This window comes from Pseudoxanthomonas sp. CF385 (assembly GCF_900104255.1).
GTDB lineage: Bacteria > Pseudomonadota > Gammaproteobacteria > Xanthomonadales > Xanthomonadaceae > Pseudoxanthomonas_A.
In genome coordinates, this window is the sequence record NZ_FNKZ01000002.1 from 18,758 (window position 1) to 43,711 (window position 24,954).

The window sequence follows — 24,954 nt, forward strand, 5'->3', positions numbered from 1 at the left end:
GTGACGGCCGTCGTACCATCGCCCCGTCACCCACCAGGAGCCCGCCGCATGGCCAGCCAGCCCGAGACCAAGAAGCCGTCCGCCGCTTCGCGCTACTTCTTCCTCTTCCTGATCGGTCTGGTGGTAGGCGCCATCTGCACGGTGATGGCAATGCGGGCGCTGCAGGCGCGCCAGGATCCGTTCCCCCACAGCGTCATGCACGTGATGGGGAAGCACGCCGGCCAGTTGGCGGACAAGGTGAAAGAGAACCGCTGCGCGGCCACCGACACGATTCCGCACGTGCGAACGCTGCGCGCGATGGCGAACGATCTCGAGTTGGCGTTCCCCGGCCTGGCCGACGACACCCGCTTCAAGAGCCACACCAGCCAGTTCCGCGCGGACCTGGACGCCGCCCTGAGTGCGCCCCCGACCGAGTGCGCCGCCGCGTCCACGCTGGTCGAGAAGGTAGGCGCGGACTGCAAGGCCTGCCACCAGGATTTCAAGGGATGACAGCGGCGTCACGCCTCTGAATCGCACCTGACACTCGGGCCGCGCAAGCGGCCCGATTGTCATCACGTTCACGCGCTGCTGCCGAGCATGTGACACGACAGGACCCGGCAAACGCACGGGCTCCATCGCACAGGAGGCTTCCCATGAATACGCGTCTGCTCGTCATCGGCCTGACCGCCACCGTCGCCCTCGCCGGTTGCGCGAGTACCTCCCCGGGTTACGGCAGCAGCGGCTACGGCAGTGGCGGCTACAGCGCCCCGGCCAACCGCTACTGCGCGGACTGCGGCATCGTCGAACGCATCGACGTGGTGTCGTCGGGCCGGAGTGCTCCTTCCGCAACGGGCGCCGTGCTCGGCGGCATCGTGGGCGCAGTGGCGGGCCGCCAGATCTCCGACCGCACGGGTGGCAGCGAGGGCAACAAGAACGTGTCCACGGTCGCCGGCGCAGTGGCCGGCGCGGCCGCCGGCAACGCCATCCAGAAGCGCACCACCGGCGACACCTACAACGTCACCGTGCGCATGGACGATGGCCGCCGCGTGACCATCAGCCAGCACGACCTCGGCGGCATCCGCGAGAACACCTACGTGCGCGTCCAGAACGGCCGCGTGGTCCTGCGCTGATCCGCGCACCCCACAGGCAAAGAAAAAGCCCGGCATTCGCCGGGCTTTTTCATGCGGAGCCCGCGCCTGGCGCGGTACGCATCACATCAATGTCAGACAGGCTGCACCGCATCCGCCTGCAGGCCCTTCTGGCCCTGCACGACGGTGAAGCTGACCTTCTGGCCTTCCTTCAGGCTCTTGAAACCCTGGGTCTGGATGGCGCGGAAGTGCACGAACACGTCTTCGCCATTTTCCCGGCTGATAAAGCCGAAGCCCTTGGCATCGTTGAACCATTTCACGGTTCCGGTTTCACGCTCGGACATCTAGTTGCTCCTTGGAACGGGTGGTGGTTACGCCTCTCGGCGGCTGGTTGCAAGGAGGACACGAGGTACAAGCGATGCAGCGGATCATTGGATCTACCCCATCAGGCCACGGTGCACGGTGACCTTGGCAACGACAGCGGCCGCACAGTAACCCGGCATTTGGCAAAATGCAAACGCGCGAACGAAAAAGTCAACCCCCTGGCAAGCCCTTGATTCACTAGGAGAATTGTTTGGACATCCAGTATCTGTACTACACCGTCGCCATCGTGCTGATCCTGGTGGGCATCGCCGGGGTGATTCTGCCCGCCCTGCCCGGCCTGCCGCTGGTGTTCGCCGGCATGCTGCTGGCGGCCTGGGCCGGCGATTTCCAGCAGATCGGCTGGGTCACGCTGGTGGTCCTGGGCCTGCTGACGGCGCTCTCCTTCGCCGTCGACATATTCTCGACCGCGATCGGCGCCCAGCGGGTGGGTGCCAGCAAGAAAGCCCTGCTGGGCACGGTCATCGGCACGTTCGCCGGCCTGTTCTTCATGCCCATCGGCCTCCTGGCAGGCCCTTTCGTCGGTGCCCTGGTCGGCGAGCTGTGGCACGGGCGCGAGTTCCGCCAGGCCACCAAGGTCGGCCTGGCCACCTGGCTGGGCATCGTGCTGGGCGTGGTGCTCAAGCTGGGCCTCGCGTTCGCGATGCTGGGCCTGTTCGTTTTCGCCTGGATCTTCTGACCTTCGCCCGTCGGCTGGCAGAATGTCGGCGCCCCCAACGAGCGATCCCTGCATGACGCACCGCATTCGACTGCTGCCGCTTGTAATTGGAGTTACATACGGCCTGACCGCCCACGCGCAGGAAAGCGCACCGGTAGCGACGCCGGCCGAAGCCTGCTTCCTGCTGGAAAACGATGCGCAGCGCCTGGCCTGTTACGACAAGGCCCTGGGTCGCACGGCCGCCGACACCCGCCGTGCGGATGAAGACGCCGTGGCGGCGAAGGAAGCCGAAGCGGCGGCCCGCGCAAAGGCTCGCGAGGCCGCCGATGCCTCGCACGACCCGGATGCGCCGCTCAGCGAGCGCACGCGCCGGCGCCTGGGGGCGTGGTTCCGCGCGGACGACCCCTCGGACGCCGACCTGATCGCCAACGCGGGCCGCGGCTCCCTGCTGGACAGCCGCTGGGAACTGGCCAAGGACTCCAAACTGGGCGTGTTCCAGTTGCGCGGTTACAAGCCGGTCTACCTGCTGCCCGCGTTCTGGACCAGCCAGGTCAACGAAACGCCGACCTCGCCGAACCCGGACAACACGGTCACCACGCCCCAGGAATTGCAGGACATCGAAGCCAAGTTCCAGCTCAGCTTCAAGACCAAGTTCGCCGAGAACCTGTTCGGCGACAACGGCGACCTCTGGGGCGCCTATACGCAGAGCTCGCGTTGGCAGGTATTCAACGGCGAGGAGTCGCGCCCGTTCCGGGAGACGAACTACGAACCGGAAGTGATGCTGGTGTTCCGCAACAACTACAGCATCGCCGGCTGGAAGGGCCGCATGGCCGGCATCGGCATCAACCACCAGTCCAACGGCCGCAGCGATCCGCTCTCGCGCAGCTGGAACCGGGTGATCGCCACCATCGGCCTGGACCGCGAGAACTGGGCGTTCGTGGTCCGGCCGTGGTACCGCGTGCCCGACGGCAACGACGACGACAATCCCGACATCGAGGACTACATCGGCCGCGGCGACGCGATGCTGACGTACGCACGCGGCGGGCACGTCTTCACCGTGCTGGGGCGCCACTCGCTGCGCGGCGGCGACGATTCGCACGGCGCGCTGCAGGTGGATTACGGCTTCCCGATCACCCGCACCTTCCGCGGCCACGTGCAGGTCTTCCACGGCTACGGCGAGAGCCTGATCGACTACAACCACAAGGCCACCTACCTCGGCCTGGGCATCTCGCTGCTGGACTGGTACTGATGGACGACGTGACGATCTACCACAACCCCGCATGCGGCACGTCGCGCAACACGCTGGGACTGATCCGCAATGCCGGCATCGAACCGCGCGTCATCGAGTACCTGCAGGCGCCGCCGGACCGCACGACGCTGCTGGCGCTGATCGCCGCCATGCAGATCCCCGTGCGCGACGTCGTACGCACGAAGGAGGCGCTCTACGCCGACCTCGGCCTGGCCGAGGCCTCCGATGCGGCGCTCGTGGACGCGATGCTGGCCCATCCGGTGCTGATCAACCGCCCCATCGTCGTCACCGCCCTGGGCACCAAGCTCTGCCGCCCATCGGAAATGGTGCTCGACATCCTGCCGCAGCGGCAACGCGGCGCCTTCAACAAGGAAGACGGCGAGCCGGTCGTGGACGCGGCCGGAAACCGCATCGGCTGACGTAAGATCGGGCGCAGGACCTGTACCGCCTGCCAAGGAAGCCGCCCATGCCACGCCTGCGCCGTTCGTTCTTCGCCTATGCCTCCGCCCTGCTGGGTCTGCTCAGCCTGATGGCGGTGGCCTGCTTCCATTTCCCGGAGCTGCTGACGAGCAAGGAATTCCGGGCGGCCTACAACGAACAGTTCGCCCGCCACCTGTTGCTGGTCGGGCTGGTGGCGGCGTTCGCGCTCGGGACCTTGGCCATCCTGCGCGACCGCAACAAGCGCATCGCGCTGATCGGTGTCGGCAGCGCGACGGTGGCCGTGCTGCTCGGCGGCACCAACGTGCAGTTCGACGCCATCGGCAAGACCCCCTACTCGCTGGGTCTGGACTGGTTCGTGATCTCGCTGTTCTTCTCGGCGCTGGTGTTCGTCCCGCTGGAGCACTACCTGGGCAAGCGCCGGATCTCGCCGCTGCGCCCGGGCTGGCGCACGGACGTGACCTACTTCTTCATGAGCCACATGCTGGTGCAGTTCATCCTGATCCTGGTGACGGCCTCGACCTCGACCATCGCCGGTTTGGCCGCATTTCCGGCGCTGAAGGACGCGATCCAGTCGCTGCCGGTGTGGGCGCAGTTCCTGATCGCCGTGTTCGTCGCCGACCTCGCACAAGCGCTGCTGCATCGCGCGTACCACAACATCCCGTGGCTCTGGCGCTTCCATGCGGTCCACCATTCCAGCCGCGAAATGGATTGGCTGGCCGGCTCGCGCATCCACTTCGTCGAGATCGTGCTGACCCGCAGCGCCGTGTTGCTGCCGCTGCTGATCCTGGGCTTCTCCACGCCGGCCGTGAACGCCTACGTGATCCTGGTCGGCCTGCAGGCGGTGCTGGCGCACGCCAACCTCGGCCTCCGTTTCGGCGTGCTCGAGTACCTGCTGGTGCTGCCGCGCTACCACCACTGGCACCATGCGCGGCACAAGGACTACCTGGACGTGAACTACGCCATCCACCTGCCGCTGGTGGACATGCTGATGGGCACATTCAAGCTGCCGCCGAAGCAGGAAGACTGGCCCGAGGAATACGGTGTGATGAAGCTGGAAACCGTGCCGCGCGGCATCGTCCGCCAGCACCTGATGCCGTTCCAGGGCGGGAAGAAGTTCGACGAGTACGTGGACTGAGTTGCCAGGGCAATCGGTGTGGGAACGAGGTGAGTCGCGAAACTGCGTGATCCAAGCGGTGCGAGCCGGAGAAGAAGCTCGCGACTTACGTCGCTCCCACAAGACGCATGTCCATTACGTCCAGTCGGTCAGCCCCTCGCGGGCATAGACTTCCCTGAAGCTCGGCAGCGCCTTCATCCGCTGCGCATAGGCCAGCAGCACCGGCCAGGTGTCGGTGGGCTTCGGCATGTTGCGCGACCAGCGCATCAGCATCGTCAGCAGGAAATCAGCCGCGGTGCGTTGCGCGCCCAGCAGGTAGGGGCCATGCGCCTCCAGGTGGTCGGCGACCTGGCCCCACGCCTTCTCCAGCTTCGCCCGCGCGTGGAGCTGGGTGGCCTCGATGTTGGCCTCGCCGGCGATCTCGTCCGAATAGAACCACGCACGGTACGCCGGCATCAGCGTGTTGGCGCAGAACAGCATCCAGCGGTAGTACTGCGCGCGCTGCGTGCCCGCCACCGCCGGCGCGAGTTCGGCGCGCGGGTGCGTGTCGGCGAGATGCATCAGGATCGCCGCCGTCTCGGTGATGACCTGCCCGTCCACCACCAGCGTGGGGACCACGCCGGCGGGATTGAGCTTCAGGTAGTCGCCGGACTTCTGGTCGCGCTTGTCGAAGTCCAGCTCGTGCAATTCGTGCGGGATGTCCAATTCGATCAGCAGCCAGTGGACGACCAGGCTGGCGGTGCTGCGGGAGTAGTAGAGCTTTGTCGTCACGGATCACCCGATAACCATCAAAGGGAAGTCGAAGCCGGTGCGGCAGTGGCCGCCTTCACGGGCGTATGGCATTGCGAGCAGGCTTGGTCGAGCGTGAAGGCATCTAGACCTGCTATTTCGTAGCCGCATTGGACGCAATGGAATCCAGGTTCGATGCGTGTACGGTCAACAGCGGGCACATACATCACACCTTTCTCGTCGGATTCGATCACCCACCATTGGCGGTCGAAGTCGTAGCGAGCGACTCCATGGATTTCGATATCTTCGGCGTCATCCGATTCGTCGTATGCCACGAGATCGAGTCCGTCTTTAAGCACGACGCCTGCGTTCGACAGGTCTCTCAGGGAGCCAAACGTGTCCAAGACCACCGCAATCCGGCCATTCGCTGGCCCGCGGACCAAGCCATTGAAGTCAGCGTAGATCCTGAATGCGTCGGCTGTCATCAGCGCTTACGCCACCACCACCGGAATCTTCCCGATGCGCGCCTGCCATTCCTTCGGGCCAGTCTGGTGCACCGAAGTGCCCTGCGAATCGACGGCCACCGTCACCGGCATGTCCTGCACGGTGAACTCGTAGATCGCCTCCATGCCCAGGTCGGCGAAGCCGACGACCTTCGCCGCCTTGATCGCCTTCGACACCAGGTAGGCCGCGCCGCCGACGGCCATCAGGTAGGCCGACTGGTGCTTCTTGATCGCTTCGATCGCGGCGGGGCCGCGCTCGGCCTTGCCGACCATGCCCAGCAGGCCGGTCTGCGCCAGCACCTGCTCGGTGAACTTGTCCATGCGGGTCGCGGTGGTCGGACCGGCCGGGCCGACGACCTCGTCGCGCACCGGATCGACCGGGCCGACGTAGTAGATGAAACGACCCTTCAGGTCGACCGGCAGTGGCTCGCCCTTGTTGAGCATGTCGACCATGCGCTTGTGCGCGGCGTCGCGGCCGGTCAGCAGCTTGCCGTTGAGCAGCAGCACTTCACCCGGCTTCCAGTTGGCCACGTCTTCGCGCGTCAGTGTGTCGAGATCGACGCGACGGCCCTTGGAGGCGTCGTAGGTCAGCTCCGGCCAGTCTTCCAGCGAGGGCGGGTCCAGCATCACCGGGCCGCTGCCGTCGAGGGTGAAGTGCGCGTGGCGGGTGGCGGCGCAGTTCGGAATGAGCGCGACCGGCAGGTTCGCCGCGTGGGTCGGATAATCCTTGACCTTGATGTCGAGCACGGTGGTCAGGCCGCCCAGGCCCTGCGCGCCGATGCCCAGCGCGTTGACCTTCTCGTACAGTTCCAGCCGCAGTTCCTCGGCGCGGTTGGACGCGCCGCGGGCCTGCAGGTCGGTGATGTCGATCGGCTCCATCAGCGATTCCTTCGCCAGCAGCATCGCCTTCTCGGCGGTGCCGCCGATGCCGATGCCGAGCATGCCCGGCGGGCACCAGCCGGCGCCCATCGTCGGCACGGTCTTCAGCACCCAGTCGACGATGGAGTCGGACGGGTTGAGCATCGCGAACTTCGACTTCGCCTCCGAACCGCCGCCCTTCGCGGCGACGATCACGTCGACGGTGTTGCCCGGCATCACCTTCACGTTCACCACGCCCGGCGTGTTGTCCTTGGTGTTGGTGCGCTTGCCGGCCGGGTCGGCCAGCACGCTGGCGCGCAGCTTGTTGTCCGGGTGGTTGTAGGCGCGGCGAACGCCCTCATGGACCATGTCCTCCACGCCCATCGTGGCGTCGTCCCAGCGCACGTCCATGCCGATCTCGAGGAACACGGTGACGATGCCGGTGTCCTGGCAGATCGGGCGGTGGCCCTCGGCGCACATGCGCGAGTTGATCAGGATCTGGGCGATGGCGTCCTTGGCCGCCGGGGATTCCTCGCGCTCGTAGGCGGCGGCGAGGTTCTGGATGTAGTCGACCGGGTGGTAGTAGCTGATGTACTGCAGGCCATCGGCGATGGACTGGATGAGGTCTTCTTGCTTGATCGAGGTCATTGGCGCGACGGGCGGGCTGCCGGTGGGGTAGCGGGCGGAAGCCCCCATTTTAGGCCAAAGTGGGGGCCGCCCCGGCTGTCACGGGCCGGTGCCCTCGCCCGTCTTTGGTCGCATGAACGCCGAAAACACCTTCGAAACCCACCGCGCCCGCCTGTTTGGGCTCTCCTACCGCCTGTTGGGCAGCCGCAGCGACGCCGAGGATGTCGTCCAGGACACCTGGCTGCGCTGGCAGCAGACCGACAAGACCGGCATCCGCGACCCCGAGGCCTGGCTGGTCACCGCCGCCACCCGCCTGGGCATCGACCGCCTGCGGGCTGCGCGCGTGCAGCGCGAGCACTACACCGGCCCCTGGCTGCCCGAACCCGCCGAGATCGACGAGGCCCCCGGCCCCGAGCGCACCGCCGAGGTGTCGGAACAGGTTTCGCTGGCCTTCCTGGCCGTGCTGGAACGGCTGGGCCCGGAGGAGCGCGCGGCTTTCCTGCTGAAGGAGGCCTTCGACTACGACTACGCGCAGATCGCCCCCCTGCTCGGCCAGAGTGAAGCGAACTGCCGGCAGATGGTCCACCGGGCGCGCGAACGCGTGCAGGCGGGGCGCCCGCGCTTCGACGTGCCGCCGGAGAACCATCGCCGCCTGCTGGAGCGTTTCATGCAGGCCGCACGCCGCGGCGACCAGCCGGCGATCACCGCCCTGCTGCGGGAAGACGCGCAGCTGGTCTCCGACGGCGGCGGCAAGGCGCAGGCGGTCATTCGCCCGCTGCTGGGCGCGATACGCATCGCCCGGCTGTTCTGGGCCGCTTACCGCCGGCAGGACCCGGCGATCGCCTGGCGCATGGGCACGGTGAACGGCGAACCGGCGATCCTGCGTTACCGCGACGGCGTGCTGGTCGCGGTGATGGTGGCGGTGAGCGATGGCGAACGCATCAGCGAGCTGTTCACGGTCGCCAATCCGGACAAGCTGGGCCCGGGTGTCACGACGAAGGACGGTGGTGCGTCCTGGTAGCGAAGGTGGCCATCGTGGCCGCCATTGAGGCACTGACATGAGCATGAAATTCCATCGCGTCGATTACCCCAAGCACGTTCCCGAGGCCTTCCGTGGCCTGTATGCCACCAGCACGGCGCTGCACAACGGCGCGCTGGGCAAGGAGTTCCTCGAACTGGTCTTCCTGCGCGTCTCCCAGATCAACGGCTGCGCCTACTGCATGGACATGCACAGCAGCGCACTGGTCAAGGCCGGGGTGGAGTCGCGCAAGCTGCACACGCTGGCCGGCTGGCGCGACAGCCGCTTCTTCGACGCGCGCGAACGCGTCGCGCTCGCCTGGGCCGAAGCGCTGACCACCCTGCCCTCCGGCGCGCCGGCCGATGCGACCTACGAGGCGCTGAAGGACCACTTCGACGAGCACGGCATCGCCGAGCTGACGATGGCCGTGGCCACGATCAACGCATGGAACCGCCTGGGCGTGGGCATGCAGCCGATCCTGCCCTGACCGCGCAGCCGCGCCAGGCGGCACAATGGGCACCATGGATACCCTGGTGCTCATCCTCGACCTGGTCGGCACGTTCGTGTTCGCGCTCAGCGGCGCCATGCTGGGCGTGCGCCGCCGGCTGGACATCTTCGGCGTGCTGGTGCTGTCGTTCATCGCCGCGACCGCCGGCGGCATCACCCGCGACCTGCTGATCGGCGCCACGCCGCCCGCGGCGCTCAGCGACTGGCGCTATCCCGTCACCTCGCTGGCTGCCGGCGTGGTGACGTTCTTCCGCGCGCCGCTGATCGAGAAGCTGCACCACCCGGTGCGCCTGTTCGATGCGATGGGCCTGGCCCTGTTCGCCGTCGCAGGGACGCAGAAGGCCCTGGAGTACGGCATCGCACCGCCGATGGCGGCCGCGATGGGCATGCTGACCGGCATCGGTGGCGGTATCGCGCGCGATCTGTTGCTGGCGCAGGTACCGCTGGTGCTGCGCGCCGAACTCTATGCCGTGGCCGCGCTGGCCGGCGCCCTGATCGTCGCGGTCGGCCATTGGTTGACGCTGCCGCCGCTGCCGTGCGCACTGGCCGGTGCCGCGGCCTGCTTCGGCCTGCGGATGGCGGCGGTCACGTTCGGCTGGCACCTGCCGGTCGCCCTGCAGTCCGGCGGGGACGGCGAGCCGCCCGGCCCGCTGCGCTGACCCGCCCGCACGTGCGCCCAAGCGTGCACGGGGGCCGATGAGCCGTGCCGCATCGCGGGGCGCATGGCCTTAGCATGGCGGCACCTGCGTCCGTACCGTCTTCCGCCATGGCCATCGCTGCATCCCGCTCCCTCGATATCCCCCGCCAGCAGGCCTTCTGGCTGCTGCACCTGGGCGGCTGGGGCGCCTACTTCGCACAGGGCTGCCTGTATGCCGTCGCGCACGGCAAGCCGTCGGGCTACTGGGTGGTGCCGCTGACCGCGGCCATCACCGGCGCCGTGGTCACCCTGGGGCTGCGCTACCTGCTGCGCGCGTGCTGGGGCCTGCCGCCACGCAGGCTGCTGGCGGTGATGGTGCCCGCAATCCTGGTCAGTTCGGCCGTCATCGATTTCGTCACCCGCGAGGCGCTGGTCGACTTCTGCGAAACCTGCCGGCCGTCCACGCAACTGGAGTTCATCGCCTATTCGCTGGGCTACATCTACGTGGTGCTGGCCTGGGTGGGCGCCTACATGGGCATCAAGTACTACCGCCAGTTGCAGGGCGAAACCGAGCGCACGCTGGCCGCGCGCAGCATGGCCCATCAGGCGCAGCTGAAGATGCTGCGCTACCAGCTCAACCCGCACTTCCTGTTCAACACGCTCAACGCGATCTCCACCCTGATCCTCGACCGCGACAACGCCACCGCCAACCGCATGGTGCAGGGCCTGTCGTCGTTCCTGCGTCACTCGCTGGACAACGATCCGATGCAGCGGGTGACGCTGCGGCAGGAACTGGACGCACTGACGCTCTACCTGGACATCGAGAAGATCCGCTTCGCCGAGCGCCTGCGCATCGAGACCGACATCGACGAGGACTGCTGGCGCGCCTTGCTGCCCAGCCTGCTGCTGCAGCCGCTGGTCGAGAATGCGATCAAGTACGCCGTCGCCAAGCAGGTCGCGGGCGGGTTGCTGCGCATCGAGGCCGAACGCGAAGGCGAACAGCTGGTGTTGCGCGTGATCGACGACGGTCCCGGCTGCGGCAGCCTGGAAGGCAGCGAGCTGCCGCCGGGCAAGGGCGTGGGCCTGCGCAACACCCGTGAGCGGTTGAGCGTGCTGTACGGCGACGCCGGCGGCTTCTCGGTCCGCAACCACGAACGCGGCCTGGAAGTCTCGCTGCGCCTGCCGTTCGAAACTTCCCAGACCCTCGGGGATTGAGCATGGACAGCCACGCCCGCGTCGAACCCGCCCCGCGCCTGCGCGCCCTGATCGTCGACGACGAACCGCTGGCGCGCCGCGGCTTGGAGATCCGCCTGGCGGCGCACCCGGACATCGAGATCGTCGGCCAGTACGGCGACGGCGCCGCCGCGATCGCCGGATTGCGCGAGCATCGGCCGGACCTGATGTTCCTCGACGTGCAGATGCCGGGCATGGACGGCTTCCAGACGCTGCGCGCGATTCCGGCCAACGAAATGCCGCTGGTGGTGTTCGTCACCGCCTACGACCACTATGCGATCCGCGCGTTCGAGGCCTCGGCGACCGACTACCTGCTGAAACCGGTGGAGGACTCCCGCCTGGCGCAGGCGCTCGTGCGGGTGCGCCTCGCCCGTGCGCAGCGCGAAGCCAGCGGCCATTGCGCCCACCTGCTCGGGCTGCTGGGCGAACTCAGCGGCCGGCCGCCGCTGGACCTGGACGAAGCCCTGAAGCCCGACGCGCTCGACCTGTTGCGCCGCGAAGACAAGCTCGCCGTGCGCGACGGCGGCCGCACGGTGCGCGTGGACCTGCACAGCATCCGCTGGATCGACGCCGCCGGCGATTACATGTGCATCCATGTGGACGGTGACGACGCCAACGGCACCACCCTGATCCTGCGCGCCACCATGCGCGACCTGGAGAAGCAGTTGGATCCGCAACGCTTCCCGCGCATCCACCGCTCCACCATCGTCAATGCCCGCCGCGTGGTGGAGATGCGCCCGCACACGAACGGCGAAAGCTTCCTGCGCCTGGACTGCGGCCAGGAACTGAAGCTGTCCCGCAGCCATCGCGACAAGCTGGCGGTGTTGCTCTAAGCGTCGCCTGCTTCTTGTGGGAGCGACGTAAGTCGCGACGACGGACCTTGATGCGGCCATCGCGACTTACGTCGCTCCCACAACAGCTCCGCTCCTTGCGCGTAACGCGAATTCTCATTCTTCGGTTCGCCGCGCCGCGTTCACCACTCGCCGCAACGCCGCGCCGCGCATGACTTCCGGGCCATAACGCCGTCTTCTGCTGCGCGCATCGTGCGCACCGCCGAAGCCAAGATCGCCCGCACGATGAAACTCACCGAAGCCTCCCTGCGCAATCCCGCCGCCGTCGCCGTGGTGGTGGCGATGGTCTGCGCGTTCGGCCTGCTGAGCCTGGGCAAGCTGCCGTTGCAGCTGTTTCCGGACATCGAGCGTCCGCAGATGTCGATCCAGACCGGCTGGCGCGCGGCGTCGCCGCAGGAGATGGAATCGGAGATCGTCGAACCGATCGAAACGGTGATGCAGGGGCTGCCGGGCCTGGAGGAGATGGCCTCCAACGTCAACGCCGGCAACAGCTTCATCAACCTGACCTTCGCCGTCGGCAGCGACATGGACGCGATGCTGGTGGAGGTGCTGTCGCGGATGAACCGCCTGCAGCCGCTGCCGCGCGATGCCACGCCGCCGGTGGTCCAGGCCGGCGCCGACAACGCCAACAACTCGCTGACCTATTTCTTCGTGCAGAAACTGCCGGGCACCCGGGGCGACATCCTCGACTACCGGCAGTTCATCGAGGACCGGATCGTGCCGCGGCTGACATCGGTCGACGGCGTGGCCGGCGTGGAGATCAACGGCGGCGCGGAAGAAGAGCTCACCATCACCCTGGACCTCGCGCGCGCGGCGGCGCTCGGCATCCAGATCCCGGAGGTCGCGGCGGTGGCCGCGCGCGCCACCGATGTCTCCGGCGGCGTGGTCGAAGCCGGGCGTCGCGAGTACGTGCTGCGCTTCGCCGGACGCTATTCGCCCGACGCACTCGGCAACCTGATCCTCGCCTGGCGCGACGGACGGCCGGTGCGCCTGGCCGACGTGGCCACCGTCGAGGTCAAGCGACCGGAGCAGCGCTTCTTCGCCTATCAGAACGGCAATCCCGCCATTGGCCTGCGCATCCTGCGCGAGAGCGGCGCCAACGTGCTCGACACGCTGGACGAGGTCAAGCAGGTGGTCGCCGAGGTGCGCGAGCAGGAACTGAAGCCGCTCGGCCTGGACATCGCCCAGAGCTTCGACGCCTCGGTGTTCATCAACCGTGCGCTCGGCCTGCTCTCCGGCAGCCTGACCGCCGGCGTGCTGCTGGCGGTGGGTTGCCTGTGGTGGTTCCTGCGCGATGTGCGCGCCACCGCATTGATCGCGTGCGCCATTCCCATCTCGCTGCTGGCCACCTTCATCGTGCTGCAGCTGACCGGCCGCAGCCTCAACGTCATCTCGCTGGCCGGGTTGGCCTTCGCCGTGGGCATGGTGATGGACGCGGCGGTCGTGGTGGCCGAGAACATCGTGCGCTTGCGCGAGCAAGGGCTGTCGGCGACGCACGCCGCACTGGAAGGCACGCGCCAGGTCGGCGGCGCGCTGGTCGCGTCCACCCTGACCACGGTGGCGGTGTTCCTGCCGGTGATCTTCATGGAGGACGTCGAAGGCCAGCTCTTCGCCGACCTTGCGCTGACGATTTCCATCGCCGTCGGCATCTCGCTGCTGATCGCCGTCACCGTGTTGCCCGCGGCCGCTGGCAGCTGGTTGCGTACGCGCCCTGGCGAGGAACGCCAGCACCGGTTCTGGTCGCGGCTCAGCGACTGGGCGCTGAAGACCACCGACGGCCGGACCCGCCAGCTGGGCTGGGTCGGCGCGCTGGTGCTCGCGCCCGCCCTGCTCGCCGCCGTGCTGATGCCGCAGATCGACTACCTGCCCCCCGTGAAGCGCGCGGCGGTCGACGCTTTCTTCAACTTCCCGCCCGGCATGAGCCCGGAGCGGGTGAACCGCGAGATCGCGCCGGTCCTGCTAGAACGCATGCGCCCCTACATGGACGGCGAGAAGGGCCCGCAGCTGAGCAACTGGTACCTCAACCTGTGGCCGGGCGGCGGCACGCTGGGCGCGCGCGTGGTGGACCCGGGCGATATCGGCGAACTCGAACGCATCGTCCGCGACGAGATCGTGGTCGGCTTTCCGGATACCCGCGCGTTCGCCAGCGAAGGCGAACTGTTCGGCAGCTTCGGCGGGTCCGCGCGCGCCATCGCCATCCACCTGCAGCACAGCGACGGCGATGCGCTGGCGCGGGCGGCGGAGACGGGACGCAAGGCGTTGTCCGACCGTTTTGCCAGCGCCAACGTGCAGGCCTGGCCGAGTGCCGACGGCGGCACGCCGGAGCTGCGCGTCAATCCCGACGACCGCCGCCTGGCCGAAGCGGGCTGGCGGCGCCCCGAGCTGGGCACCGTGGTGCGCACGTTGGGCGACGGCCAATGGCTGGGCGAACACTTCGACGGCGACCGGCGCCTGGCGATCATCCTGCGCAGCGCAGGCGAGGACGACATCGCCCGCCTGGGCGCCGCGCCGCTGGCCACACCGCAGGGCGGCGTGCTGAGCCTGGCCGACCTGGCGCAGGTGGACACGATGCTGGCACCCAACCAGCTGCGCCGCATCGACCGTCGCCGCACCATCACCCTCACCGTGGACCCGCCGGCGGCGATGTCGCTGGAGGAAGCGCTCGACATCGTCAACGACGAGATCGTGCCCACCCTGCGCGACGCGCTGCCGCCGGACGCCGCAATCCGCATCTCCGGCAGCGCCGATCGGCTGGGCGAAGTGGTGCGCAGCATGGGCATCAACTTCGCGATGGCGCTGGTGGTGCTGTTCATGCTGATGGCGGCGATGTTCCGCTCGCTGCGGGACAGCGCGTTCGTCATGGCCACGCTGCCGATGGCGGTGCTGGGTGGCGTCGCGGGCCTGCGCGTGCTCGACCTCGCGGCCGGGCAGACGCTAGACCTGCTGTCGATGATCGGCTTCATCATGCTGCTGGGCATGGTGATCAACAACGCGATCCTGCTGGTCGCGCAGACGCGCGAAGCGCAGGCCGAAGGCGCCTCGCTGGACGACGCACTGAAGCAGGCCCTGGAACAGCGCCTGCGTCCGATCCTGATCGCCGCCCTCACCGGCGTGCTCGGCGCGCTGCCGATGGCGATCAATCCCGGGCCCGGTGCGGTGATCTACCGCGGGCTGGCTGCGGTGTCGGTCGGTGGCGTCGCGCTGAGCCTGCTGTTCACCGTGGTGCTCGTGCCGGCGCTGCTGCGCCTGGCCGGCCGCGCCGCGCCCGCGCGCGCCGCCTTGTCGACCGACGACGCACCGCTGCCCCATCCCGTGTCCTGACCCCTGCTCCGGAGTTCCCCATGCGTACCCTGCACAAGTCCCTGATCGCCCTCGCGCTGGCCGGCGTCCTCGCCCTCCCCCTGCTTCGCCTGGACGCCGATGCCAGCGCCCCTGCCGCCACGCCGGAAGCGCCCCCCGCCATCGTCAGCGTCGCGCCGGCGGTCAGCACCGATTTCGCGCCGCGCCACTGGGCGCCCGGCAGCATCATCAGCCGCCAGGACGCACGCGTGGCCAGCGAACTCGAAGGCCGCGTGCTGCAGGTCGCGGAGGTCGGGCAACGCATGCGCGCGGGACAGGCGCTGGCGGTGCTGGACGACACCACGCTGCGCCTGCGCGAGCGCGAGGGCGAGGCCGACCTGGCCCGCATCCAGGCGCAGCTGGACCTCGCCGCGCGGCAGGAGCAGCGCTATGCGCAGTTGGCGGCGCAGCAGAACATCGCGCGTTCGCAGTACGAACAGCTGCGCGCCGACCGCGACGTACTGGCGCAGGAACGCGCGCGTGCGCAGGCCCAGCTCGCCCAGGTCCGTCACCAGCGCACGCAGATGGTGGTGCGCGCGCCGTTCGACGGCATCGTCGCCGAGCGCCACACCCAGCGCGGCGAATACCTGGTGACTGGCGCCTCGGTGGCACGACTGGTGGATACCGCCGCACCCGAGGTGCGCGTGCGTGCGCCGGTGGACCTTGCTCGCCACCTGGAGCGCGGCACTTTGGTGCGCGTGCGCGCCGGCGGCGACGAGCGCGACTACCCGGTCAGCGCATTGGTGCCGGTGGGCGATGAAGCCTCGCGCCAGTTGGAACTGCGCGTCGCGATCCGCGACCTGCAGGCGCCGGTCGGCACCGCGGTCGACGTGGGCCTGCCCAGCGCGGCAGCGCGCACGGTCGTCGCCGTGCCGCGCGATGCGGTGATCCTGCGTCGCGAGGGCGATTTCGTGTTGCGCGTGGATGCCGCCGGCAAGGCGGAGCGCCTGGCGGTGAAGACCGGTGCCCGTGTGGACGACATGGTCGAAGTGAGCGGCGACGTGCAGGCCGGCGACCGCCTGATCGTCCGCGGCGGCGAACGCGTCGAACCGGGCCAGGCGGTGTCCGTGCAGCCGCTGGCGGCGTTGGCGATGCGCTGACGCCGATACGAGGCGCATGACATCCGGATACCGGGCTGCGCAACGCATTCACTGACGGGGGACCCGCCAGCAGGCACAATCGGGACATGGCGTCCTCCCCCTCGCACGCGCCCCCGCGGCGCACCGGACAACCCAACCTGCGCGAGCGCTTCGATGCGATGCGCAACCTCGTGCCGTTCCTGCGCCAGATCTGGCAGACCAGCCGCACGCTGACCCTCGCCAGCCTCGGCCTGCGCGTGGTGCGCGCGGTGATGCCGGTCGCCACGCTCTACATCGGCAAGCTGATCATCGACGAAGCGATCCGCCTGGTCGGCCTGGGGCTGGGCTTCGACGCGTTGGGCGACGCGTGGCGCAGCGGCCAGCTCGACACGCTGCTGGGGTTGCTGGCGCTGGAGTTCGGCCTCGCCATCGTGTCCGATCTGCTGGGCCGGCTGGTGAGCTATGCCGACGCGCTGCTCTCGGAACTGTTCACCAATGCGACCAGCATCCGCCTGATGGAACACGCGGCGCAGCTGGACCTGGAGGACTTCGAAGACCCCGACCTGCAGGACAAGCTCGACCGCGCGCGCCGGCAGACGATGGGGCGCATGAACCTGATGAGCCAGCTGTTCGGCCAGGTGCAGGACGCCATCACCGTGGCGACGTTCGCCGCCGGCCTGCTGGTCTACGCGCCCTGGCTGATCGCGCTGCTGGCGCTGGCGCTGGTCCCTGCCTTCGTCGGCGAGGCGCACTTCAACGCGCTCGGCTACTCGCTCAACTTCCAGTGGACGCCCGAACGCCGCCAGCTGGAGTACCTGCGGCAGATGGGCGCCAGCGTGGAGACCGCGAAAGAGGTGAAGATCTTCAACCTCCACCGGTTCCTGATCGACCGCTACCGCACGCTTGCCGAGAAGTTCTTCGTCGCCAACCGCGCCCTGGCCCGGCGACGCGCCTTCTGGGGTGCGCTGCTGGCCGCGCTCGGCACCCTGGGCTATTACGTGGCCTACGGCTACATCGCCTGGCGCACGGTGCGCGGCGATTTCAGCATCGGCGACCTGACCTTCCTCGCCGGCAGCTTCCTGCGCCTGCGCCAGCTGCTGGAAGGCCTGCTGATCGGCTTCTCGCAGGTCGCCGGCCAGGCGCTGTACCTGGACGACCTGTTCTCGTTCTTCGAGATCGAGCCGGAGATCGCCTCGCCCGCGAACGCCATGCCGGTGCCGAAGCCGATCACCCGCGGCTTCGTCTTCGAGAACGTCGGCTTCCGCTATCCCGATGCCGAACGCTGGGCCGTGCGGCACCTGGATTTCGAACTGCACGCCGGCGAAGTGCTGGCGCTGGTCGGCGAGAACGGCGCAGGCAAGACCACGCTGGTGAAACTGCTCGCCCGCCTGTACGACCCGGACGAGGGCCGCATCCTGCTCGACGGCCGCGACCTGCGCGAGTACGACATCGACGATCTGCGCGCCAACATCGGGGTGATCTTCCAGGACTTCGTGCGCTACCACCTGACCGCCGGCGAGAACATCGGCGTCGGCCGCATCGAGGCCATGTACGACCAGGACCGCGTGCGCGCCGCCGCCGCGCGCGCGATGGCCGACGAGGTGATCGACGCGCTGCCGCGCGGCTACGACCAGCTCGTGGGCCGGCGCTTCAAGGACAGCGTGGACCTGTCCGGCGGCCAATGGCAGAAGATCGCCATCGCCCGCGCCTACATGCGCGACGCGCAGGTCATGATCCTGGATGAACCGACGGCCGCCCTCGACGCGCGTTCGGAGTTCGAGGTCTTCCAACGCTTCAAGGAATTGTCGGACAATCGGACCGCGGTGCTGATCTCGCACCGCTTCTCCAGCGTCCGCATGGCTGACCGCATCCTGGTGCTCAACGAAGGACGGCTGGAGGCCAGCGGCACCCACGAGCACCTCATGGCCCAAGGCGGCCGCTACGCGGAACTGTTCGAACTGCAGGCCGCCGGCTACCGCTGACTTCCCCCACAGGAGACACGACGTTGCGCCACGCTCCCCACCGACTCGCCACCGCCCTCCTCCTCGCGCTGCCGCTGGCCGCGTGCAACTCCTCCGCCAACGGCGACGCATCGGGCGCTGCGGCGCCCGCGGCCGCGCAGGCCGCGCCGGCCAGCCAGCCGGCGCAGACGCTGACCAGCGCGAAGGGCCAGATCCGCGTCACCCAGGTGGCCAGCGGGCTCGCCCATCCGTGGGCGCTGGCGTTCCTGCCCGACGGCGCGGTGCTGGTCACCGAACGCGGCGGCGCGCTGCGGCGCGTCGGCACCGACGGCGCGGTGTCTGCGCCGATCACCGGCGTGCCGAAGGTGTTCGCCACCGGCCAGGGCGGTCTGCTCGACGTGGTCCTGGCCCCGGATTTCGCCAGCACGCAGCGCATCTACCTCAGCTACGCCGAGCCCGGCGACAGCGGCACCGCCGGCACCGCCGTCGCCTACGGCACGCTGGCCGGCGACGCGCTCAGCGACGTCAAGGTGATCTATCGCCAGGAACCGAAGGTCGACGGCCCCAACCATTTCGGTTCGCGCCTGGTCTTCGACGGCCAGGGCCATCTCTTCATCAGCCAGGGCGAGCGCAACAAGCGCCCGATGTCGCAGGAGCTGGACAAGCTGCAGGGCAAGCTGGTGCGCCTGAACCTCGACGGCACCGTGCCGCAGGACAATCCCTTTGTCGGCAAGGCCGGCGCGCGTCCGGAAATCTTCAGCTACGGCCACCGCAACATGCAGGGCATGGCGCTGGATCCGCGTACCGGGAAACTGTGGCAGAGCGAGCACGGCCCGCGCGGCGGCGACGAGATCAATCTGCCCGAAGCCGGCAAGAACTACGGCTGGCCCATCATCACCTACGGCATCAACTATTCCGGCCAGCCCATCCCCGAAGCCGAGGGCAAGGCGAAGGACGGCATGGAGCAGCCCTTCCACGTCTGGGAGAAATCCCCCGGCGTGTCGGGCATGGCGTTCTACACCGGCCAGCCGGACAGCCCGTGGAACGACAGCCTGTTCCTCGGCTCGCTGGCCGAGCGCAACCTGATCCGCCTGACCCTGCAGGGCGATACCGTCCTCGGCGAGGAACGCCTGCTCAACGAGATCGGCGAGCGCGTCCGCGACGTGCGCGTGGGCCCGGACGGCAACGTCTACGTGGTCACCGACGAGGAAGACGGCAAGCTGCTGCGGATCGAACCGCCGAAGGCCCCGTGACGATGCGCCCGATGATGATCTGCACCGCCGTGTTCGCGTGGGCGATGGCCACCGCCGTCGCCGCGCATGCGCAATCGCCGACCGACTACACGCAGGCCAAGCAGCGCGCCGACGCCGACGAGGCATCGTTGCCTGCGGCGACGTCGCAGACCTTGCTCGACGCGCAATCGCGGGTGCTCGGCGAGGCGATCGCCGAATGCGCCACGCCGAACGCCGATACGGCGCCGTTCGTGATCGTCGCCGAGTTGGATGCCGCCGGCGCGGTCCGCCGCACCTGGCGCGAGGGCGGCACACCGCTGGCGATCTGCGTGCAGAAGCAGATCAACCGCAAGACGCTGGCCGCGCCCCCGCGCTCGCCGTTCTACACCTCGTTCGAACTGAGCTTCACGCCATGAGCGACAGCACCGACATCAACGCCCTGCTGCGGGCGCGCCTGCCCGCAGGCGTACCGCTGCAGATCCCGCCGCCCTGCCTGGTCGACATGCAGGGCGAGCCGGTGGCCTACGTGGAAGGCGAATCGCTGACGATGCGGTTCCCGGTACTGGCGCGCTACCAGAATCCGATCGGGCACATGCAGGGCGGTTTCATCGTGGCGGCGCTGGACAACACGCTGGGGCCGTTCTCGTACCTGATCGCACCGCCCAGCGTGACGACGTCGCTCAACACGCAGTACCTGCGCCCGGTAACGCAGGAGATGCCGCACATCACGTGCCATGCGCGGTTGGTGGAACGCACGCGTACGCAGTTGTTCTTGGCCGGCGAGGTGCGCGACGACGCGGGCCGTGTGCTGGCGATGTGCCAGGCGGTGTGCCAGATCCTGCCGCAGAAGGCGGGCTGAACCCGATACGCACATCCGTTGATGAGCGCATCGGGTTCATGGGTTTGCTGAGGCATGGCGATGGGTTTGGCATGGTGCCGCTCGCCGCGGGGGCCCTACTTTTCTTTGCTTGTGCAAAGAAAAGTAGGCAAAAGAAACACCCCCCGGCGGTCCGCCCACCGCTGCGCGGCGGGTGCGCAGTCCCGGCGGGAATTTTCGGACGGGGCATCCTGCCCCGGCCGAAAACGGCGCACATCCTTGTGCGCCGCCCTGCGGGTTTTACCCGCCGTGACTGCCGGACCTCAGGGGCCCCGAAAGTCGAGACGGACATATCCGGCGGGCACGCCTTTGACCTGGCTCTTCAGGGCCCCCATGAGGCACGGCGAGTGGGCCGGGTAAAACCCGAAGGGCGCCGCCCGGATGGGCGGCGTTTTCGTATGGCACATGGATGTGCCTTACGGAAATTCCCGGACCGCTCGCGGACCCGGAGCGAAGCGCAGGGCGTGCCGCCTGGGGTGTGCTTTCTTTGGTTACTTTCTTTGCACAAGCAAAGAAAGTGACGCCTCGCGGCGAGCGCACCATGCTGGCTGCACCAGCAAGCTTGATACCGAGCGCAACATCCGAGGGATCAACGCAGCTCGAACCGATCCGCATCCAGCATCGCCGGGAACCGCTCCCGATGCGCCGCCAACGCCTCCGCCGAAATCGTCGACGTCACCACCCCCTCGCCCGCCGGCAACTCCACCACCGGCTGCCCGAGGAAATCGATCACCGCACTGTCGCCACTGTATGCGTGCCCGTTGCCATCCGTGCCCGCGCGATTGACCGCCGCCACGTAGCAGAGATTCTCGATCGCCCGCGCCCGCAGCAGCGTCTTCCAGGGATAAGCCCGCGGCGCCGGCCAATTCGCGACGAACAGCTGCAGATCGAAATCCAGCTGGCCCGCGCGTTCGACATCGAAGCGATTGCGCGCGAACACCGGGAAACGCAGGTCGTAGCAGACCAGCGGATTGATCCGCCACCCCTTCCACTCCACCGTCAGACGCTCACGACCGGCGGCGTAGCGCGTGTGCTCGTTCGCATAGCGGAACAGATGGCGCTTGTCGTAATGCTGCAGACCGCCATCGGGCATGGCGAACAGCAGACGGTTGAATACGCCGTCCGCCGTGCGCAATTGCACGCTGCCGGTCATCGCCGCATTGAGCGTCGCCGCCTGCTCGCGGATCCATGCCACCGTGGCGCCCTCCATACCCTCGGCCTGGTCGATCGCCTCGTTGCTGAAGCCGCTGGTGAAGGTCTCCGGCAGGATCACCAGATCGGTCTGCCCCGCGAGCGGCGCGATCAGCCCGCCGTAGTAGTCGCGGTTGCCCGCCGGATCGTGCCAGCGGGTTTCGCCCTGGATCAGGGAAATGCGCAGGTCCTGCATGCGTGTCTCCGTTTCCGCCCTAGAGCGTCTTCAAACTTGCGATCGCCGCATCCAGCGTCGCCTCGTTCTTGGCGAAGCACAAACGCGCCAGGCGCTGGCCGGTCGGCGGCGTTTCGTAGAACGGCGACAGCGGGATCGCGGTGACGCCGTGCTCGACGGTCAGCCACTTCACGAACTCGGCATCCGGCAGGTCGCTGACGGCGGAATAGTCGACCAGCTGGAAATAACCGCCCGGCACCGGCAGCGGCTTGAACTTCGTGCCCAGCAGCTGTTCGCGGAAACGGTCGCGCTTGTCCTGGTAGAACGCGCCCAGCTGCTCGTAGTGCTCCGGCTCCTGCCGGATCATCGCGGCGAACGCGTGCTGCGCCGGCGCGAACGTGCAGAACACGTTGTACTGGTGGACCTTGCGGAATTCCGCGCTCAACGCCGGCGGCGCGATGGCGTAGCCGATCTTCCAGCCGGTGCAGTGGTAGGTCTTGCCGAAGCTGGAGACCACGAACGCGCGCGCAGCCAGTTCGGGATAGCGCAGGATCGATTCGTGGCGACGTCCATCGAACACGATGTGCTCGTAGACCTCGTCGGAGATCAGGTAGATGCCGGTGCCTTCCAGCAGCGCGGCCAGCGCGCGGATGTCGGCTTCGTCGAACATCGCGCCGGACGGGTTGTGCGGGCTGTTGACGATCAGCAGGCGCGTACGCGGCGTGATCGCCGCGCGCACGCGGTCCCAGTCCACGGCGAACGTCTGCGGGTCCAGCGGCACGTGCACGGCACGCGCGCCGGCCAGGTCGATGGCCGGCTCGTAGCTGTCGTAGGCCGGGTCCAGCACGATGACCTCTTCGCCCGGGCGCACGACCGCGTGGATCGCGTTGAACAGCGCCTCGGTGGCGCCGCTGGTCACGGTGATCTCGGTGTCCGGGTTCACTTCGCGCCCGTAGCAGCGCAGCACCTTCTCGGCGATGGCCTGGCGCAGCGGCGCCACGCCCGTCATCGGTGCGTACTGGTTGTGGCCGTCGCGCATGGCGCGGTCCAGCTCGTCCACCAGCCGCTGCGGTACCGCGAAGTCCGGGAAGCCCTGCCCCAGGTTGACCGCGCCGTGCTCGGCGGCGAGCTGCGACATCACGGTGAAGATGGTGGTGCCCACCTTGGGCAGCTTGGTCTGCGGCTGGAACATCCCGGTTCAGGTACTCGTGGAAGGGGGAGCACGGAGTGTACGCGCTCGACGTTACGCGCGATGATGCGGCCATGGCCGAACACAGTGTTCCCGCCGAAGGCGCCGCGAACGGGGATGTCCCCGAGGCCGAGCGCGCGCGGCTGGCCATCGCCTGGGCCGCCGCGCACTACTTCGTCACCCTCGGTCGCAAGGAATGGCTGTTCTGCGCGGGCCTGACGACACCCGAGGTCGAACGCCAGGTCATGGCCGACCGCTATCTGTTCATCACCGCCTGGAATCCCCCGCCCGGCGAAGCCTCGCGCGCCGACAACGACGCCGCGCAGGCCCGATTGGAGGCGCGCGTGCAGGCGCTGGGCCTGAGCCTGCACCCGGCGCTCGGCTGCAACAGCCAGGGGGGCATGGTCGAGTACGGCTGCCTGGTCCTGGATGCCACGCTGGCGCAGGCCGATGCGCTGGCGCGGGAATTCGGCCAGGGCGGCACGCTGTGCTGGCGTGCCGGCGAACCCGTCCGCTTGCGGATGATGTGGCCCCGGCCGGCCGGCGCCGACGGCGACCCGCACACCGACTGGGTGGGCTGACGCGCATGTTTGCGGGGGCGCGACGGTCTGTCGCAGGCGGGTGGACCGGCGGCTCCGTTTAGAATGGGCGGCTGAGCCCCAGGACACCCAGCCTCCCGCACGGGAACGCCCGACCCGATGACCGACGCCGCTCCCACCCATCCGCCGTTGCTGGCCGCCCGCGGCCTGGCGTTCTCGCGCAACGACGAGCCGGTGTTCGGGCCGCTGGATTTCGCCGTGGACGCGGGCGAGGCCCTGCTGGTGCAGGGCGGCAACGGCGTAGGCAAGACCACCCTGCTGCGCGTCCTGGCGGGGCTGCTGCGCGCCGATGCGGGCCACATCGACATCGACGGCCATCCCGCCGGCCCGTCGCGCCGTGCCCATGCGATGGCCTACCTGGGCCACCTGCCGGCACTGAAGGCGGACCTGAACGCGCTCGAGAACCTCAACTTCCTCTGCGGCCTGCACGGGCGCCGCGCCCGCCAGATGCCGGGCAACGCGCTGGCCATGGTCGGCCTGGCCGGATACGAGGACGCGCTCGCGCGGCAGCTCTCCGCCGGCCAGAAGAAGCGCCTCTCGCTGGCCCGCCTGTGGCTGTCGCCGTCGCCGCTCTGGCTGCTGGACGAGCCCTACGCCAACCTCGACCTGGACGGCATCACCCTGGTCAACCGAATGATCTCCGCGCACCTGCGCGACGGCGGCGCCGCGCTGGTCACCACCCACGGCGCCTACGCGGCCCCGCCGGTGCAGACCCGCATGCTGTTGCTGGAGCGCCCCGCATGAATCCGGCGCCCTCGCTGTTCCAGACCGCCCGCGCCCTGGTCGTGCGCGACGTGCAGCTGCTGTGGCGCCGCCGCGGCGATGCGCTGCAACCGGCGCTGTTCGCGCTGCTGGTGGTGGTGCTGTTCGCGCTGGGCCTCGGTACCTCGCCGCAGGCGCTGTCGAAGGTGGCGCCCGCCGTGCTGTGGGTGGGGGTGCTGCTGGCCGGCCTGCTGTCCCTGGATACGCTGTTCCGCGGCGATGCCGAGGACGGGTCGCTCGAACAATGGATCCTCGCCCCGGTGCCGCTGGCCTGGCTGGTGCTGGTGCGCGTGCTGACCCACTGGGCCACCACCGCCGTGCCGCTGGTGCTGGCCGCGCCGCTGTTGGGCGAAATGCTGCACCTGCCGCGCAGCGAACTGCCGATGCTGCTGGCCACGCTGGCGCTGGGCACGCCGCTGCTGAGCCTGCTCGGTGCGGTGGTCGCCGCCCTGACGGTCGGCATGAGGCGCTCTGGTATCCTTGTGGCCCTGCTGGCGCTGCCGCTGTACGTGCCGGTACTGGTGTTCGGCGCGGGCGCCGTGGCCGCCAACGCGCAAGGCCTGGATGCCTCCGGCGCCCTCCTCTGGCTGGCCGCCGGCCTGCTGCTGTCGTTGCTGCTCGCCCCGCTGGCCGCCGCCGCGGCGATCCGCATCGCCCTGACCTGAAGACCCACGCTG

The 24,954-nt window shown here is 68.7% G+C and carries 26 protein-coding genes; 20 read left to right on the forward strand and 6 right to left on the reverse strand.

Features of this window, described 5'->3' with window-relative positions; all coding sequences use genetic code 11:
- The first annotated feature begins 48 nt into the window (after nucleotides 1-48).
- Together BLT45_RS10290 and BLT45_RS10295 are read left to right on the forward strand one after the other, a co-directional pair.
- A complete protein-coding gene (locus tag BLT45_RS10290; RefSeq protein ID WP_093298934.1) occupies nucleotides 49-489 on the forward strand; it encodes a cytochrome c in 441 nt (146 codons plus the stop codon).
- A gap of 143 nt (nucleotides 490-632) precedes the next feature.
- A complete protein-coding gene (locus BLT45_RS10295; RefSeq protein ID WP_093298939.1) occupies nucleotides 633-1,109 on the forward strand; it encodes a glycine zipper 2TM domain-containing protein in 477 nt (158 codons plus the stop codon).
- 92 nt (nucleotides 1,110-1,201) lie between these two features.
- Here BLT45_RS10295 and BLT45_RS10300 read toward each other — a convergent pair whose 3' ends face one another.
- Nucleotides 1,202-1,411 carry a cold-shock protein gene (locus BLT45_RS10300; protein WP_093298942.1) on the reverse strand — a complete coding sequence of 70 codons (210 nt, stop codon included), beginning with the start codon at nucleotides 1,409-1,411 and terminating at the stop codon, nucleotides 1,202-1,204.
- Between the two features lie 230 nt (nucleotides 1,412-1,641).
- Between BLT45_RS10300 and BLT45_RS10305 the strand changes: the two genes are divergently transcribed.
- Genes BLT45_RS10305 through BLT45_RS10320 form a run of 4 tightly spaced genes read left to right on the forward strand, consistent with a single transcriptional unit; the run spans nucleotide 1,642 to nucleotide 4,931 of the window.
- A complete protein-coding gene (locus BLT45_RS10305; protein ID WP_093298945.1) occupies nucleotides 1,642-2,127 on the forward strand; it encodes a DUF456 domain-containing protein in 486 nt (161 codons plus the stop codon).
- Nucleotides 2,128-2,179: 52 nt separating this feature from the next.
- A complete protein-coding gene (locus BLT45_RS10310) occupies nucleotides 2,180-3,355 on the forward strand; it encodes a phospholipase A (RefSeq protein WP_093298947.1) in 1,176 nt (391 codons plus the stop codon).
- Nucleotides 3,355-3,774, forward strand: coding sequence for an arsenate reductase (glutaredoxin) (gene arsC / locus BLT45_RS10315; protein ID WP_093298951.1), 420 nt, complete (start codon nucleotides 3,355-3,357; stop codon nucleotides 3,772-3,774). Before BLT45_RS10310 ends, arsC begins: the two co-directional genes overlap by 1 nt.
- A gap of 47 nt (nucleotides 3,775-3,821) precedes the next feature.
- Nucleotides 3,822-4,931, forward strand: coding sequence for a sterol desaturase family protein (locus BLT45_RS10320; protein ID WP_093298954.1), 1,110 nt, complete (start codon nucleotides 3,822-3,824; stop codon nucleotides 4,929-4,931).
- Between the two features lie 114 nt (nucleotides 4,932-5,045).
- On the opposite strand, the gene BLT45_RS10325 is transcribed toward BLT45_RS10320, so the two are convergent.
- The 3 genes from BLT45_RS10325 to BLT45_RS10335 are packed head-to-tail and all read right to left on the reverse strand — an operon-like array spanning nucleotide 5,046 to nucleotide 7,648.
- Nucleotides 5,046-5,681, reverse strand: coding sequence for a glutathione S-transferase family protein (locus BLT45_RS10325; protein WP_093298958.1), 636 nt, complete (start codon nucleotides 5,679-5,681; stop codon nucleotides 5,046-5,048).
- Nucleotides 5,682-5,698: 17 nt separating this feature from the next.
- Entirely contained in the window at nucleotides 5,699-6,124 is a 426-nt protein-coding gene (locus BLT45_RS10330; RefSeq protein WP_093298962.1) for a hypothetical protein, read from the reverse strand.
- A 6-nt stretch (nucleotides 6,125-6,130) separates the two neighbouring features.
- Nucleotides 6,131-7,648 (reverse strand): fumarate hydratase, encoded by a 1,518-nt coding sequence (locus BLT45_RS10335; RefSeq protein ID WP_093298966.1) that lies wholly within the window; start codon nucleotides 7,646-7,648, stop codon nucleotides 6,131-6,133.
- 112 nt (nucleotides 7,649-7,760) lie between these two features.
- Between BLT45_RS10335 and BLT45_RS10340 the strand changes: the two genes are divergently transcribed.
- From BLT45_RS10340 to BLT45_RS10390, 11 genes are all read left to right on the forward strand, one after another.
- A complete protein-coding gene (locus BLT45_RS10340; RefSeq protein ID WP_093298970.1) occupies nucleotides 7,761-8,648 on the forward strand; it encodes an RNA polymerase sigma-70 factor in 888 nt (295 codons plus the stop codon).
- Between the two features lie 37 nt (nucleotides 8,649-8,685).
- A complete protein-coding gene (locus tag BLT45_RS10345; RefSeq protein WP_254771857.1) occupies nucleotides 8,686-9,132 on the forward strand; it encodes a carboxymuconolactone decarboxylase family protein in 447 nt (148 codons plus the stop codon).
- A 34-nt stretch (nucleotides 9,133-9,166) separates the two neighbouring features.
- On the forward strand, nucleotides 9,167-9,811 hold the full coding sequence (locus BLT45_RS10350; protein WP_093301855.1) for a trimeric intracellular cation channel family protein: 645 nt from the start codon (nucleotides 9,167-9,169) through the stop codon (nucleotides 9,809-9,811).
- Between the two features lie 107 nt (nucleotides 9,812-9,918).
- Nucleotides 9,919-11,004, forward strand: coding sequence for a sensor histidine kinase (locus BLT45_RS10355; protein ID WP_175455816.1), 1,086 nt, complete (start codon nucleotides 9,919-9,921; stop codon nucleotides 11,002-11,004).
- Between the two features lie 2 nt (nucleotides 11,005-11,006).
- A complete protein-coding gene (locus tag BLT45_RS10360) occupies nucleotides 11,007-11,855 on the forward strand; it encodes a LytR/AlgR family response regulator transcription factor (protein WP_093298978.1) in 849 nt (282 codons plus the stop codon).
- A gap of 210 nt (nucleotides 11,856-12,065) precedes the next feature.
- Entirely contained in the window at nucleotides 12,066-15,194 is a 3,129-nt protein-coding gene (locus tag BLT45_RS10365; protein WP_217629556.1) for an efflux RND transporter permease subunit, read from the forward strand.
- Between the two features lie 20 nt (nucleotides 15,195-15,214).
- Nucleotides 15,215-16,312, forward strand: coding sequence for an efflux RND transporter periplasmic adaptor subunit (locus tag BLT45_RS10370; protein ID WP_093298983.1), 1,098 nt, complete (start codon nucleotides 15,215-15,217; stop codon nucleotides 16,310-16,312).
- 86 nt (nucleotides 16,313-16,398) lie between these two features.
- The gene (locus BLT45_RS10375) at nucleotides 16,399-18,273 is read left to right on the forward strand and encodes an ABC transporter ATP-binding protein (RefSeq protein ID WP_093298988.1); all 1,875 of its coding nucleotides are present in this window, start codon (nucleotides 16,399-16,401) and stop codon (nucleotides 18,271-18,273) included.
- A gap of 23 nt (nucleotides 18,274-18,296) precedes the next feature.
- A complete protein-coding gene (locus tag BLT45_RS10380) occupies nucleotides 18,297-19,505 on the forward strand; it encodes a PQQ-dependent sugar dehydrogenase (RefSeq protein WP_217629557.1) in 1,209 nt (402 codons plus the stop codon).
- 14 nt (nucleotides 19,506-19,519) lie between these two features.
- Nucleotides 19,520-19,900 carry a hypothetical protein gene (locus BLT45_RS18520; protein WP_254771858.1) on the forward strand — a complete coding sequence of 127 codons (381 nt, stop codon included), beginning with the start codon at nucleotides 19,520-19,522 and terminating at the stop codon, nucleotides 19,898-19,900.
- Nucleotides 19,897-20,343: a PaaI family thioesterase gene (locus BLT45_RS10390; RefSeq protein WP_093298993.1), complete on the forward strand. Its 447-nt coding sequence runs from the start codon at nucleotides 19,897-19,899 to the stop codon at nucleotides 20,341-20,343. The genes BLT45_RS18520 and BLT45_RS10390 overlap by 4 nt, the downstream gene beginning before the upstream one ends.
- Before the next feature lie 607 nt (nucleotides 20,344-20,950).
- On the opposite strand, the gene BLT45_RS10395 is transcribed toward BLT45_RS10390, so the two are convergent.
- Together BLT45_RS10395 and BLT45_RS10400 are read right to left on the reverse strand one after the other, a co-directional pair.
- The gene (locus BLT45_RS10395) at nucleotides 20,951-21,748 is read right to left on the reverse strand and encodes an amidohydrolase (RefSeq protein ID WP_093298997.1); all 798 of its coding nucleotides are present in this window, start codon (nucleotides 21,746-21,748) and stop codon (nucleotides 20,951-20,953) included.
- A gap of 19 nt (nucleotides 21,749-21,767) precedes the next feature.
- Nucleotides 21,768-22,919, reverse strand: coding sequence for a pyridoxal phosphate-dependent aminotransferase (locus tag BLT45_RS10400; RefSeq protein ID WP_093299003.1), 1,152 nt, complete (start codon nucleotides 22,917-22,919; stop codon nucleotides 21,768-21,770).
- A 71-nt stretch (nucleotides 22,920-22,990) separates the two neighbouring features.
- Between BLT45_RS10400 and BLT45_RS10405 the strand changes: the two genes are divergently transcribed.
- From BLT45_RS10405 to ccmB, 3 genes are all read left to right on the forward strand, one after another.
- Nucleotides 22,991-23,497 carry a DUF3293 domain-containing protein gene (locus BLT45_RS10405; RefSeq protein ID WP_139187995.1) on the forward strand — a complete coding sequence of 169 codons (507 nt, stop codon included), beginning with the start codon at nucleotides 22,991-22,993 and terminating at the stop codon, nucleotides 23,495-23,497.
- 117 nt (nucleotides 23,498-23,614) lie between these two features.
- On the forward strand, nucleotides 23,615-24,259 hold the full coding sequence (gene ccmA / locus BLT45_RS10410; RefSeq protein WP_093299012.1) for a heme ABC exporter ATP-binding protein CcmA: 645 nt from the start codon (nucleotides 23,615-23,617) through the stop codon (nucleotides 24,257-24,259).
- Nucleotides 24,256-24,942: a heme exporter protein CcmB gene (gene ccmB / locus BLT45_RS10415; RefSeq protein ID WP_093299017.1), complete on the forward strand. Its 687-nt coding sequence runs from the start codon at nucleotides 24,256-24,258 to the stop codon at nucleotides 24,940-24,942. Before ccmA ends, ccmB begins: the two co-directional genes overlap by 4 nt.
- The last annotated feature ends 12 nt before the right edge of the window (nucleotides 24,943-24,954 follow it).